Here is a 13,434-nt window from a genome sequence, read left to right as displayed (position 1 = left end):
GAACATCCCGTCCTGAACATCAACAAGCTTATGGAGCGAGACATGCACGGCTACGCCGAGAACAAGGACGCCCACCTGCGCCGCCTCCGCCGGATCGAGGGGCAGGTCCGCGGCTTGCAGCGGATGATCGAGAACGACGAGTACTGCATCGACGTGCTCACGCAGATCTCCGCGGCCACCAGGGCGTTGCAGGCGGTCTCACTGGGGTTGCTCGACGAGCACCTCAAGCACTGCGTGAGCCAGGCCATCAGCGAGGGCGGGACCACGGCCGACGCGAAGATCGCGGAAGCCAGTGACGCCATCGCCCGCCTGGTCCGCTCCTGACACCACGAGGAGAACCGCTGAGGACCGGGTACAAGGTCGCCCTGTTCGGCGTGACGCTGGCCGATGAGCCGTTGTCCGTACTGCGGGGGCATTCCCTGGCACTAATAGGAACCTCACGGCGTGTTCCGTAGCCTCGGCACCTCAGTCTCCAATCCGCAGGAGTTGGGTGTGCCGAGGTTTGCCCTGGTCGCAGCGTTGCTGACGGCCCTTGCCGCATGCACGTCGAGCCCGCCCACGCCCACCCCTTTGACTCAGCCTGAGAGCAGCACCACCCAGCCGCCTCAGGAACAGCAGGTCTACCTGTCGATCGGCGACTCCTACGCCACCGGTTTCGGCCCGGACGGCACCGGCGAGAGCTTCGCCCACATCCTGGCCGAGCAGTCCAACCTCAAGCTGGTCAACCTCGCCTGCAACGGCGCCACCTCCGCCGATCTCGCCACAAAGCCCGCGTGCGGCCCCGACGCGGGCGGCAAGACCCAGGTCGACGCGGCCGTGGAAGCGTTGCGCGGCAACAAGGTCCGCCTCGTGACGTTGGTGATCGGCGGCAACGACCTGGCCCCGTGCGCGATCAACCAGGACCCGGTGCGGTGCGCGACCGAGGCCGTCGCCGGCATCAAGACCAACGTCGCCGCCACCCTGACCAAGCTCCGCGCGGCCTCACCGGACGTGAAGATCGTCGGCGTGACCTACCCGGACATCTTCCTCGGCGCGTGGGTGAACCCGTCGTTCCGCAACGGCAAGAACATCGCCACCCTGTCGGTGACGATGTTCCAGAACTTCAACACCGAGATCACCGCCGAGTACGCCAAGTTCGGCGCGAAGTTCGCCGACGTCACGCAGACGACCGGCGGCTACACGGCGCTGACGGACGTGGTACAGGACCCGAAGTACGGCCAGATCCCGTCCTCGGTCGCCAAGGTGTGCACGCTCACCTACTTCTGCGACCGCACCGACGTGCACGCCACACCCGCCGGCCACCAGGCGATCGCCGACGCCGTCACCACGGCGGGTCGCTGAACTCCGCCCGCACAGACGTCCCGTCACCGACCCGCGAACACACCGTGAGCCGCCCACCCACGGCCGCCACACGGTCGTCCAGCCCGCGCAACCCGGACCCGTCCGGATCAGCCCCACCCACGCCGTTGTCGCTCACATCGACCACGACCAGCCCGTCGACGCACGTGACCTCGATCCGAACCTCGCGCGCGGACGAGTGCTTGGCGGCATTGGTGAGGGTCTCCGCGACGACGAAGTAGCAGGTCCGTTCCGCGACCGGGGAAAGCCGCGCGGACGGCACCCCGACCAGCACCGCAGGAACCGCGGATCGTTCCACGAGCGACTGCAACGCCGGACCGAGCCCGGCATCGGTCAGCAGCACCGGGTAGATGCCCCGCGCCAGCTCCCGGAGCTCGTCCAGCGCCCTGGCCAGTTCCTCCCGAGCCGAAGCCAGCAACGCGGGCGAGCTCTCGGCCAGCCGCAGCGTGAGCAGCACCGAGACCAGCCGCTGCTGCGCGCCGTCGTGGAGGTCGCGTTCGACCTGGCGGCGGGCCTCGTCGGCGGCTTCGACGATCCGCTGCAACCGCAACTCGTTCTGCACCGCCAAAGCCGCGCTCGCCGCGACCGCCCGCACGAACACCGGGTCCAGCGCGGGATCGTGCACGAGCGCCGCCAGCCGCGTCCCGCCTGCCTCCAGGTACGTGATCGCGCGCGAAGTCGGCGGCACCTCGCCGTGCACGATCTCCAGCGACGGGTCGTGCAACGTGCGCGCCAGCACCGACCGCAGGTCGTCCGGCAGCCCGGCGCCCAGCGACACCGCCAGCTCCCCCACCGCCGACCGGTCCAGCCGCGCCCGCACCAGCCCGTAGAGCAGCGCCATCGGCCACCCGACCAGCACGACCTCGGTCGACCACTGCAGCGGCACCTGCACCGCCGGCGGCAACCCGAGCAACGCCGCCACGTACGTGACGACCACCGTCAGCGCGATCGCCGCGCCGCCCCACACCACCGGCCCGAGATCGCGCCGCGCCACGCTCCCCGACCGCAGCCAGCGAGTGATCATCCGCGCCAGCAACGCCACCAGCAGCACGATCCCGGTGACCATCACGACCACCGCGACCACCGGTATGCCGCGAGACGCCGGCACCTCGCGGATGACCACGATGTTCAGCGGCCCCTCGAACGGTGTGACCAGCAGATAGCCGACGTTCACCGGCACGGTCAGCGCATAGGCAACGCTCACGACCACGAGCTGCCATCGACTTGTGATGCGCCCGCTCGGATACGTCACGAGCAGGTGCCCCAGCACCGCCAGGTACAGGGTCTTGGTCGCGACCCCGACAAAGAACGCGACGTCGTTCTCGATCGCTCCGGCCAGCCGCACGAACCAGGCCAGCCCGACCGCGATCATCAGCTGCCCGGCGAGGCTGTCCGGCCGCCGGTCCGCCGCCTCGATGCCCGTGCCGATGAACGCCAGCCCGACCGCGAGGTTGAGCACCACCGCGGGCACCGACACCTCGTACCCGCCCCAGACCAGCGCGGCGAGCGCGAGGAATCCGGTGCCCAGCCAGAGAACCCTCATCGCCGCAGGTAGGCGAGCACCGCCAGCACCCGGCGGTTGTCATCGGGCCCCTGCTGCAGGCCGAGCTTCGTGAACACCGACCGCACGTACGCCTCGACCGTCTTGGGGCTGAGGTACAGCCGGTCGCAGATCGCCTGGTTCGACCGTCCCTCGGCCATCACGGCGAGCACCTCACGTTCCCGTTCCGACAACGTCTCCAGCGGCGAGCCGACCCGCCGCCGGCCCACCAGCCGCGCCACCACACCCGGATCGATCACCAGCCCGCCCGCCGCGATCCGGCGCACCGCGTCCGTCAGCTCCACGACGTCGGTGACGCGATCCTTGAGCAGGTAACCGGCGCCGCGGGCATCGGAGTCGAGCAGCCACAACGCGTAGTGCGGCTCCACGTGCGCCGACAGCACGAGAACGCCGACATCCGGATGGCGCCGGCGAATCTCGCGCGCCGCCTCCAGCCCCTCGGTGCCGAAGCCCGGCGGCATCCGGATGTCCACGACCACCACGTCCGGCGGGTCGGCGTCGACGTGAGCCAGCAGCTCCGCCGCGTCGCCGACCTTCGCCACCACCTGGAACCCCGCCTCGGTCAGCAGGTGCGCCACGCCCTCGCGAAAGAGCGCCACGTCATCAGCCAGTGCTACCCGCATGAGCCGATGGAACCACGTGCGCGGTTCGCCGTCGTCGCCAAACGACCAACACGACCGCATTCACCACGACGAGTCCCGCGCCCGCCGGGTACAGGTGCTGAACCGCACCCGCGGTGTCGCTGACGAAGAACGTCCACGTGATCTTGAACAGCCCGCCGAGGTTGATCGCGACCAGCGCCCACACCAGCGAACGCCGCCAGAACGCCGCCGCCAGCACGCCGAGCATCAGCGGGACGAGCAACCCCATCGCGATCTTCGCGAGCGTCCACTCCCCCAGCAGGTACTCGCGTTCGGAGGCGAGCATCTCGATCGCGCCGGGAGTCGGGTGCTCCGGCGCCGGGAACCACGCCATGCTCGTCGCGAGCGCCAACAACGTCAGTGCGATGCCCCTCCAGCTGCGCTTGTAGCTGAAGTACGCGAACGGCAGCAGGAACAGCGGCCGGATGTACCAGCTCAGCTCGTTGTGGTGCCGGTTCCACGCCCACGCGGCGAGCTCGTTGAGCCACTCCATCGTCTTCTCCTTTCGAGTGGCTCCCAGAGTTCGCTTTCCCGCGAGACGGAACCACGAGGGCATCCCGTGAACTCCAACCAGGGTCAGCCCCGTATTACCCGAAAGCCTCTGTCGTCAGGCGGCGGAGGCTGACAGGCTCTGGAACCGTTGCCGCAGCGAGGAAGTGTCCGATGACCGTGCTCCCGCAAAGCACCGACGCCCTGTACCGGCTCAACGACGCCGTGGACGGGTTCCTGCGCAGTGAGAAGGAGTTCGATCTCGCCGATCCGGCCGCGCACATGCTGGTGGGCGGCCGCTTCCGCACCCTCGGCGCGCAGATCGGCTCCAGCGTGCTCGCGGGCGTGCCGGAGGAGGACATCGCCGCGATCGTGCAGCCCGCACGGTCGGCGTGCGCACGTTCACCCCTCATGCGCGACGAGCAGGAATGGGCGCGCGGCTACCCCAGCGACTACCGGCTGGTCGAGCACGTCGTGGCCCAGGCCAACGGCGGCACGCCCGAGACGCTGGGCTGGCACGTCGAGGCGAACCTGCAGCAGTCCGCGATCACCCAGCAGTACCGCAACCGGGTGATGCACCAGGCCAGGCTGATCAGCGACGTCCTCACCGCACCGCGCAACGGCCCCCGTTCGGTGTTGTTGATCGCCTCCGGCGCGGCGGCCGACCTGCGGCTCATCCCGCCCGGCATCGTGCGGCCCGGCGACAGGTTCGTGCTCACCGACGTCGACCCGGACGCGTTGTCGCTGGCCCAGAAGCGGCTCGGGCTGCTCAACGACTTCACGACCGCGGTGCCCGGCAACATCTTCCGCGCGGTCAACCAGATCGCGCCGCTGGGGCCGTTCGACCTCGTGCTCGCGGACGGCTTGTACGACTACCTCAACGACCGCGCGGCGGTGCGGCTGACCGAGGCCGTGCTGACCAGGCTGTGCCGGCCCGGTGGCACGTTCTACTTCTCCACCATCCTCGCCGGGAACCCGTTCCGGTGGTCGATGGAGTACCTGATGGAGTGGCAGCTGATCGAACGTGACGAAGCCTCGGTCCGCGCGCTGCTACCCGGGTGCGATGTGTCGATCGGGGCCGACCCGACCGGGTTGACGTTGTTCACGCATGTCCGGACCAGGCGGGGCTGAACGCCCCTGAGGGCAGCGATCACCGCCCTCAGGGGTGGCCGGATCGCCGTCCCGCGCGTTAGTCGATCAGCAGGAACATCGCGAGTATGCGAAAGATCTTCTTGGTCGCGCTCGCGATCTGTCTGCTGCAGCCCGCCGTCGCCCACGCGGACACACCGGTGACGGAGGTGCTGTCGGCGGAGGGTGGCGCGCAGCTCGTGGACATCGGCGCACCTCTTCCCGCCGTGCCGGCGCGGCAGCCGGGACGCTCCGCCGCCGCCCCGCCGCGGCACTGGTTCGGGGCCTATCAGCCGCCGATCACGTTGCAGCCCAACCAGTACATCCAGGCGTGGGGCTACTGCCCGGACGGAATGCTCGTCACCGGTGGTGGTGCGTCCGTCACCAGCTACGGGCTCACCATCATGGCCACGCAGCCGCTCGACGGCGGCAACGGCTGGAAGGTGCTGATCGTCAACAACGGCGACGTGGACGCCACGTTCAAGGTCCACCGGGTGTGCTTCAGCGGGCTCAGCAACTACCAGATCGCCTCCCGGAAGATCGTGGTGGCGCCCTACACGTCCGACGGCGTCAGCGCCTCGTGCCCGTCGGGGACGAGCGCTGTGGGCGGCGGCGGTGAGACGGATTCGTTCTGGGGACGGAACGGCACCTATCCGGTGGTGCCGGGTCTGCTCGACTGGAGGTTCTACTTCAACAACCGGGAGTCCGTGGCCCGCACCGCGACCGCGTACGCGGTGTGCGCGTGGGGCATCAACAACCTCGGCACCAACTACGTCGGGGCAGCGGTCGACAACGGCCAGTACGGCCGTGCCGCCAAAGCATGCTTCCCCGGCAGGGTCGTGGTGAGCGGCGGCTACTTCTCGCTCGCCGACCAAGGCGCGTACGGGCCGCGGTGGACCGACTCGTTCCCGTCGAGTGCCACCGAATGGACGGTGTACGGCTACAACGACACCGGTCGGCGGGGCTACGTGGAAGCACACGCCGTGTGCGGCAACTGATGTCGGCCGTGAAGGGGTTCAGGGTCTCCTGAACCCCTTCGTCAGCAGCCACACCGCGAGCACCATCTCGTTGATCGCCAACGGCACGAACATGACTGGGACTTGCGTGTGTGCGAGCAGCGCGAGTAACGCGCCTACTGCGTACGGCAACACGGCGATGAGCCCCCACACGGAGATCCACCGCGGGACGAGTTTCGTTCGGAAGAGGCTGTAGTTCAGCAGCACGACGCTGGCACAGAAGAAGACGGCGCTGGAGTGGCCCCAGACGTCGTCGATCTGCAGGTGCGCTATCGCTGCTGCTGCGGCCGGGACGAGGAAGGCCGCTTCAAGCGTCCTGGCGACGACGTACCCCATCGCGAGGCCCTCGCCGTGTTGTTTGAGGACGGGGAACAGCGTCGGCGCGATGAACGCGACGGCCAACGCCATGAGGAACACGCACAGGCCTCTAGCGGTGCCTTGTGTGGCGGTGCTGGCCACTCCGGCGGCCGTGGCGATGATGTAGAGGGAACCAACAACACGTGCTGTCATGGCGCCGAGGTTGGCCGGTCTCGGTGTGCGGCCGGTGTGCGTGTGGTGTGTGAGAATTCGCGGGTGCGGATCGGTTTGCTCGGTGGTGTCCGCGCCACCACCGGCGACGGTGAGCCGATCGACATCGGTTCGCCCAGGTCGCAGACGGTTCTGGCGGCGCTGGCCCTGTCCGCGGGGACGCCGTTGCCGGTGGCGCGGCTGATCGATCTGGTGTGGGCCGACTCGCCACCGGCCAATGCCGAGAAGGCCTTGCAGTGGCACGTGGCGCAGTTGCGGAAGTCGTTGGGCGCGTCGGCGATTGTGCGCGTTGGGGCCGCTTATCGGCTCGATGTGCCGACTGACGTGACGCGGTTCCGTTCGCTACTTCGCGCAGGTGATGCCGCCGGGGCGCTGACGGAATGGGGTGTGCCGCTCGCCGGTTTGTCCGCGCCGGGGTTGGAATCGGCGGTTGCCGGGCTCACCGAGGAGTGGCTGAGCGCGGTCGAGATGGACTTCTCTCGTCGTGTGTCGGCGGATCCGCGCGCTGTTGTTGGTGAGTTGTCGTCGTTCGTGGCGGAGCATCCCACTCGTGAGTCGTTGGCAGCTTTGTTGATGACGGCGCTCTATCGGAGTGGTCGGCAGGCCGACGCTCTCGCGGTGTACCAACAGGTTCGGCAGCACCTTGTGTCCGAGCTCGGGGTTGAGCCTGGGCCGGAGTTGCGTGCGGCGGAGGAGGCTGTGCTCGCGCATTCGGAGGTTCCCGAGCGGGTGCTGATCGGGCGTGCGGCGGATTTGACCGCTGTTCGGTCGGCGTTGTGTGAAGCCCCGGTCGTGACGCTGGTGGGGCCGGGCGGGATCGGGAAGACGCGGCTGGCTTCGGTTTTCGACGGGGCGTTCGTGTCGCTGGCGGAGATCACGTCTTCGGCTGATGTGCCGCGGGCGGTTGCGGATGCGTTGGGAATCGTTGATCGGCCTGGGGTGTCGGTCGCTCAGGCGGTTGTTGCGGCTCGGCCGTCGTTGTTGGTGTTGGACAACTGCGAGCACGTGCTGGACGGGGCGGCGGCGTTTGCTGCTGCGGTGTGTTCATCGGTGCGTGTGCTTGCTACCTCTCGTGAACGGCTTTCGGTTGCCGACGAGCAGGTTGTTGTTGTGGAGCCGTTGGATGTTGACGCTGCTGTCGAGCTGTTCCACATCCGTGCGCGCGCTGCTGATCCGACGTACGTACGGCACGCTGCCGTCGCCGAGTTGTGCCGGCGGCTGGACGGGATTCCGCTGGCGATCGAGCTGGCTGCCGCGCGGGTGCGGAGTCATTCCGCGGCCGAGTTGCTGACGCGGCTGGACATCGGGGCTCGGCGGACCGGGTCGGCCCGGCATCGGACGGTGCGGGCGGCGATTCAGTGGTCCTACGACCTGTTGACGCCGGCGGAACGGAAGTTGTTCGGGCGGCTTTCGGTGTTCGCGGCGCCGTTCGACCTGAGTGCGGTGGCGGACGATCACGTGCTCGGGGATCTGGTCGAGCGGTCGATGGTGGCCGTCCACGATGGACCGTTCGGGCGGCGGTTCCGGTTGCTGGAGCCACTGCGGGAGTTCGCTTCTTCGCGGCTTTCGGATCGTGGTGAGGCGTTGGCGGCGCACGCGTCGTGGTGTCTGCGGCAGGTTTCGCTGATCGGCTCGTTGTTGGCGGGGCCGCGCGAGGTCGAGGGTGTCGGGCGGCTCGCCGAGCTGTGGCCGAACCTGCGGGCCGCCGTGACGTGGGCGTTCGAGGCCGGGGATCTTCGGCTGGTGGACGCGTTGCTGCGGCCGGTCGTCACTGAACTGCCGCTGCGAGGGCGGCGGGAGATCGGGGACTGGGCCGAGCAACTCCTCACGCGTGCGGCGACACACCACACACACGACACCCGCCGGGTTCCCCCAAAATCAACAATAGCGAGCGGGTCTGACAGTTTCTGGCTGGTCTGGGTGGCCGAGCGGAACACGCAGAGTTCCACGCCCGCCGAGCTGCCCGCCACCCCGGACCACCCGCTCGCCCGTTATGCCCGCGCCTACGCGTCCGGTGACGGTCAGCAGCTCACACAGTGCCTGCCCGAAGCGTTGTCCTCAGTGGACGACCCGCAGCTGAAGAGGTTCTTGGGGCTGATGCCGGCCGGGACGTTGCTGGGCATCGGACAGTTCGATCACGTGGATCGAACAGTCGCCGAGCTGGCGGTCCAGTACCGGCAGCACGGCCCGCCGACGTTGCTGCACTGGACGTTGCAGACGCTCGGCTACTCCGCGATGTTCCAGGGCCGCGACCCGGACCCGTTCTTCAACGAGGCGGCGGACGTCGACCTCCCGCCCGGCACCCTGTCGGCCAACAAGACGACCGAGGCGCGGGCAGCGTTGCGCAGAGGCGACCGGCACAAGGCGTTCGAGCTGCTCGAAGCGCACATCGACGAGCTGCTGGAGACCGGCAACGTGGTGGCGGCCAGCGTCGTCGCGGTCGAGTTCATCGCGATCACCAAGGACACCATGCGCGAGGAGGCGGCCACCGTCCTCGGGTACCTGCAGCACGCCAACGAGTTCGGTGCGCGGGCCGCGAAGACGCTGGTCAGCGGCATCACGTCGAGCGAGCCGGGGATGGACGACCGGGAGGCGTTGCACTACATGCGCGGGGTGCTCAGCGCAGGCCGTGCGCGATCCGGGACACGAAGGCCACCAGCCGGTCGGGTGTGAACTTCTCCGGGTCGGTCAGCACCAGGCGGCCGGACATCTCGGCCAGCGCGAGCATCGCGTGGCCCAAGAGCCCCGAGTCCAGGTCGTCGAGGCCACCCAGTTCCTTGAGGCCCAGCGCGGCGAGGTCCTCGATCTGGGCCAGGACGCCCGCGCGGACGAGTTCGACCTGGGAGCGGAACTCGTGCGGGGTGCCTTCCGGGGGAAGCAAGACCAGGCGCCAGCGGTCGGGGGCCTCGACGACGGCGTTGACGAAGACGCGGACGGCATCGGCGAAGGCGTCGTCCGGGGCTCGGGTGGCGAAGTCGGTGGGCAGGGCGGCGATGACCTGGGCGGTGGCGCGGGCGGCCTCGCGGTCGAGGAGGGCGCTGATGAGTTCGGCGCGGTTGGCGAACAGGTCGTAGAGCACCGGCTTGGTCACGGCGGCCTGTTTGGCCACCGATTCCATGGTCACCGTGTCGAAGCCCGCCGGGATCAGGCTCAGCGCGGCGTCCAGCAGCTGCTCGCGGCGCTGCTCTGGCGGCAGGCGGCGGGCGTACTTCCGGCGCGTTGTGCTCACGGGTCCATATTGCTACGGTGGCGTAGCTTTCACAAAGCTACGCTGGCGTAGTAATTGGCGGAGGTACGTGATGGAGCCGGACAACCTCGTTCTGCAGCCTCGTGACGTGCAGTTCGACTGGTCGACCCTGCCGATGCACTGGGTTCCGGACGAGCCGGTCACCACGCACGTCATGAACGTCCTGCACCTGCTGTTGCCCGAGGGTGAGCGGTGGTTCGTGCGGACGTTCCAGCAGGCCGTGCCGCTGATCGACGACGACACGTTGCGCGAGGACGTGCTCGGGTTCATCGGGCAGGAGGCGATGCACGCCGAGGCGCACAGCGAGGTGCTCGACCACCTGCTCGCCAACGGCCTGGACCCGCGGCCGTTCACTCGGCAGATGGAGCACGTGTTCCGGCGCATCCTGGGTCCGAAGCCCGGTCTCAGCGCGGAGCAGGCCCACGAGCAGTTGATCGAACGGGTCGCGATCGTCGCGGCCGTCGAGCACTTCACGGCGTATCTCGGTGACTGGATGTTGAACGCCGACGCGCTCGACCGGGCCGGCATCCACCCGGTGATGCTGGACCTGTTGCGCTGGCACGCGGCCGAGGAGGTCGAGCACCGCAGTGTCGCCTACGACCTGATGTGTCACCTCGACCGCCGGTACGTGCGGCGGGCGCGGACGATGTTGCTGGTCGCGCCGGTGTTGTTCTGGTTGTGGGTGCGGGGCGCGCGGTTCATGGTGCGCGCGGACAAGACGACCAAGGTGCGGCTCACGTGGCGTGAGGCCATGCGCGCGGGTCGGCGCGGGTTGTTGCCGAGGCTGTCGGACATCTTCCGGGCGTTCCTGCGGTACTTCCACCCGGCGTACCACCCGAAGCAGGAGGGGTCGACGTCGCAGGCCGTCGCGTACCTGGCGTCCTCACCTGCCGCGCGCGAGGCTCACTGATGCTGAGCGGACTCACGAGGTTCGGCGACCTCTACGACGCCGCGGTCACCCGCTTCGGCGGCCGCGCGCGTCCGGGAACAGCCCGCGATGCGTTGTGGCTCGACGTTGTCGAACGCTCACAAGTCGCCGACGGCGTGGTGAGCCTGCGGTTCGGCGGTGCCGCGCTGCCCGCGTGGCAACCCGGATGCCACCTCGACCTGCACCTGCCGTCCGGACTGCGGCGTCAGTACTCGCTGTGCGGTGATCCGGCCGACGACACCTACCGGATCGCGGTCCGCGAGGTCGGCGCCGGCTCGCGCGAGGTCCAGTCGCTGCGGGTCGGCGACCGCGTCCAGGTTCGCGGACCGCGCAACGCGTTCCCGTTCGCCGGCATCGGCCCGATCGTGTTCGTGGCCGGCGGCATCGGGATCACGCCGATCCTGCCGATGGTGCACGCCGCCGCCCGACAGGGCCTGGACTGGCGTCTCGTCTACTGCGGGCGGTCGACCAAGGCCATGCCGTTCCTCGACGAGCTGCCGATCGGCCGGGTCGACATCAGGATCGGCCGCGGCGGGCCGCTTCTCGGCGACGCGCACCCGAGAGGCGCCGTCTACTGCTGCGGACCGGCGTCGATGCTCGAACAGGTGCGGGCCGAGTTCTCGTCGCGCTGGCTGCACTTCGAACGCTTCAGCCCGCCGCCGATCGTCGGCGGCCGCCCGTTCACGGTCGAACTGCGGCGCAGCGGGGTATCCCTCGACGTGCCCGCCGACCGTTCGGCGCTCGACGTGATCAGGGACTTCCGGCCGGCGGTCGCCTACTCGTGCCGGCAGGGGTTCTGCGGCACGTGCGACGTCGGCGGGGTGCGGATCTGCGTGGACCGGCCGACCGGTGACCGACTCGTCCTGGAGGAACTGTGAAGGTGCGTTCCGGAGAAGTCGAACTCGCGGTGCAGGTGCGCGGCGACGGACCGACCTTGGTGCTGGTGCACGGCTATCCCGACACGCACACCGTGTGGGATCGCGTGGCCGCCGTCCTGGAGAAGGACTTCCGGGTCGTCACCTACGACGTGCGCGGCGCCGGCGAGTCGACCGCACCGTCCGCTGAGGACGGTTACCGCCTGGAACACCTGGCGCGAGACCTCTTCGCGGTGATCGACGCGGTCAGCCCGGACGAGCCGGTGCACGTCGTCGGCCACGACTGGGGCTCGATCCAGTCCTGGGAGGCCGTGACCACACCGGGAGCCCGGATCGCGACGTTCACGTCGATCTCCGGCCCGTGCCTGGACCACATGGGTCACTGGTCGCGGAAAGGCTTGTCGATCGCACACATCCGGCAGTTCCTGCGGTCCTGGTACATCGGCGCGTTCCACCTGCCGGTTGTCGCGCCTTTGTTCTGGCGCCTCTACCTCGGCCCGCGCTGGGCGGGCGTGTTGCAGCGGCTGGAAGGCGTGCGAGTCACACCCGCGAGCACGTTGACAACCGATGCTGTGCGCGGGATCTCGTTGTACCGGGCCAACATCCGCCAGATCATGCGCGCCCCGCGCCATCGGCTCGCGCCCATGCCGGTGCAGGTGATCCAGCCGACGCGCGACCACTACATCGACACGCGGCCGCTGGATCTGGAGCGCTGGGTGCCGTCGTTGCGCCGCCGCAGGATCGCTGCCGGGCACTGGGCCCCGCTCAGCCACCCGGATCAGCTCGCCCGGATGATCAGCGAGTTCGTCGCGAACGCCACTCCCCCGCGCGAGCTCGTCGTGATCACCGGTGGGGGCAGCGGGATCGGCAGGGCGACCGCGGTGGCGTTCGCCGAGGCGGGCGCGAAGGTCGTGGTGTCCGATGTGGACCTCGCCGCGGCCAAGGAGACCGCGGAGCTGGTCGACGGCCACGCCTACGAGGTCGACGTGCGCTCCGAAGAGGCCGTGCGGGCGTGGGCGCAGCAGGTCGCCGATGAGCACGGCGTGCCGGATGTTGTCGTGAACAACGCGGGTATCGGCCACTCCGGGTCGTTCCTGTCGACGTCGACCGAGCAGTGGCAACGGGTGCTGGACGTCAACCTGTGGGGTGTCGTGCACGGGTGCCGGGCGTTCGGTGAGCTGATGGTCGAACGCGGAGAGGGCGGCCACATCGTGAACCTGTCCTCGGCGGCGGCCTACCTGCCGTCGAAGATCCTCTCCGCGTACGCGACCAGCAAGGCCGCGGTGTTCATGCTGTCGGACTGCCTGCGGGCCGAGCTCGCGCCGCACGCCATCGGGGTCAGCGCGATCTGCCCCGGACTGGTGAACACGAACATCACGGCCACCACGACGTTCTCCGGGGTGAGCGCCGAGGAACAGTCCCGCAAGCAGGCCCGCGCGTCCCGGATCTACGCCCGGCGCGGCTTCGGTCCCGAGGGTGTGGCCACCGAGATCGTGCGCGCCGTGCGCCGCAACCGGCCGGTGGTCCCGGTGACCGTCGAGGCCAAGGCGGCCCGGCTGGCGAGCCGGGTCGCGCCTGGTCTCTTGCGAAGCTTTGCGAAGCTAGACGTCGGCTAGGTGTACTGCCTTGAGAGGTTGTGAACGGTCCGACACGTAGTCGGAT

13 protein-coding genes are annotated in these 13,434 nt (G+C 69.1%); 8 read left to right on the top strand and 5 right to left on the bottom strand.

Going from position 1 to position 13,434, the window contains the following annotated elements:
* Positions 1-42 precede the first annotated feature (42 nt).
* The gene (locus tag LFM09_RS49680) at positions 43-324 is read left to right on the top strand and encodes a metal-sensitive transcriptional regulator (RefSeq protein ID WP_414103658.1); all 282 of its coding nucleotides are present in this window, start codon (positions 43-45) and stop codon (positions 322-324) included.
* Positions 325-492: 168 nt separating this feature from the next.
* Positions 493-1,341: an SGNH/GDSL hydrolase family protein gene (locus LFM09_RS49675; protein ID WP_414103657.1), complete on the top strand. Its 849-nt coding sequence runs from the start codon at positions 493-495 to the stop codon at positions 1,339-1,341.
* Here LFM09_RS49675 and LFM09_RS49670 read toward each other — a convergent pair.
* The 3 genes from LFM09_RS49670 to LFM09_RS49660 are packed head-to-tail and all read right to left on the bottom strand — an operon-like array spanning position 1,322 to position 4,054.
* Positions 1,322-2,902 (bottom strand): sensor histidine kinase, encoded by a 1,581-nt coding sequence (locus tag LFM09_RS49670; RefSeq protein ID WP_414103656.1) that lies wholly within the window; start codon positions 2,900-2,902, stop codon positions 1,322-1,324. The genes LFM09_RS49675 and LFM09_RS49670 overlap by 20 nt on opposite strands.
* Positions 2,899-3,543 (bottom strand): response regulator transcription factor, encoded by a 645-nt coding sequence (locus LFM09_RS49665; protein ID WP_414103655.1) that lies wholly within the window; start codon positions 3,541-3,543, stop codon positions 2,899-2,901. The genes LFM09_RS49670 and LFM09_RS49665 overlap by 4 nt, the downstream gene beginning before the upstream one ends.
* Positions 3,524-4,054 carry a hypothetical protein gene (locus tag LFM09_RS49660; protein ID WP_414103654.1) on the bottom strand — a complete coding sequence of 177 codons (531 nt, stop codon included), beginning with the start codon at positions 4,052-4,054 and terminating at the stop codon, positions 3,524-3,526. The genes LFM09_RS49665 and LFM09_RS49660 overlap by 20 nt, the downstream gene beginning before the upstream one ends.
* A 170-nt stretch (positions 4,055-4,224) precedes the next feature.
* Here LFM09_RS49660 and LFM09_RS49655 point away from each other — a divergent pair, with 170 nt between their 5' ends.
* On the top strand, positions 4,225-5,181 hold the full coding sequence (locus LFM09_RS49655) for a class I SAM-dependent methyltransferase (RefSeq protein ID WP_414103653.1): 957 nt from the start codon (positions 4,225-4,227) through the stop codon (positions 5,179-5,181).
* A gap of 86 nt (positions 5,182-5,267) precedes the next feature.
* Entirely contained in the window at positions 5,268-6,176 is a 909-nt protein-coding gene (locus LFM09_RS49650; RefSeq protein ID WP_414103652.1) for a hypothetical protein, read from the top strand.
* An 18-nt stretch (positions 6,177-6,194) separates the two neighbouring features.
* Here the strand turns inward: LFM09_RS49650 and LFM09_RS49645 are convergent, their stop codons facing one another.
* Positions 6,195-6,704: a DUF4386 domain-containing protein gene (locus tag LFM09_RS49645; protein ID WP_414103651.1), complete on the bottom strand. Its 510-nt coding sequence runs from the start codon at positions 6,702-6,704 to the stop codon at positions 6,195-6,197.
* Positions 6,705-6,767: 63 nt separating this feature from the next.
* Here LFM09_RS49645 and LFM09_RS49640 point away from each other — a divergent pair, with 63 nt between their 5' ends.
* A complete protein-coding gene (locus LFM09_RS49640; protein WP_414103650.1) occupies positions 6,768-9,395 on the top strand; it encodes a BTAD domain-containing putative transcriptional regulator in 2,628 nt (875 codons plus the stop codon).
* Here the strand turns inward: LFM09_RS49640 and LFM09_RS49635 are convergent.
* On the bottom strand, positions 9,340-9,951 hold the full coding sequence (locus tag LFM09_RS49635) for a TetR/AcrR family transcriptional regulator (protein WP_414103649.1): 612 nt from the start codon (positions 9,949-9,951) through the stop codon (positions 9,340-9,342). The genes LFM09_RS49640 and LFM09_RS49635 overlap by 56 nt on opposite strands.
* Positions 9,952-10,021: 70 nt before the next feature.
* Between LFM09_RS49635 and LFM09_RS49630 the strand changes: the two genes are divergently transcribed.
* Genes LFM09_RS49630 through LFM09_RS49620 form a run of 3 tightly spaced genes read left to right on the top strand, consistent with a single transcriptional unit; the run spans position 10,022 to position 13,388 of the window.
* Positions 10,022-10,879 (top strand): metal-dependent hydrolase, encoded by an 858-nt coding sequence (locus tag LFM09_RS49630; protein ID WP_414103648.1) that lies wholly within the window; start codon positions 10,022-10,024, stop codon positions 10,877-10,879.
* Positions 10,879-11,775, top strand: a complete 897-nt coding sequence (locus LFM09_RS49625) for a PDR/VanB family oxidoreductase (RefSeq protein ID WP_414103647.1) — start codon at positions 10,879-10,881, stop codon at positions 11,773-11,775. Before LFM09_RS49630 ends, LFM09_RS49625 begins: the two co-directional genes overlap by 1 nt.
* Before the next feature lie 2 nt (positions 11,776-11,777).
* Positions 11,778-13,388 carry an SDR family oxidoreductase gene (locus LFM09_RS49620; protein WP_414103646.1) on the top strand — a complete coding sequence of 537 codons (1,611 nt, stop codon included), beginning with the start codon at positions 11,778-11,780 and terminating at the stop codon, positions 13,386-13,388.
* Positions 13,389-13,434: the final 46 nt, after the last annotated feature.

Origin of the sequence: Lentzea alba (assembly GCF_047445655.1) — a bacterium.
Classification (GTDB): Bacteria; Actinomycetota; Actinomycetes; order Mycobacteriales; family Pseudonocardiaceae; genus Lentzea; species Lentzea alba_A.
This window is presented reverse-complemented; position numbering and strand designations above follow the sequence as displayed.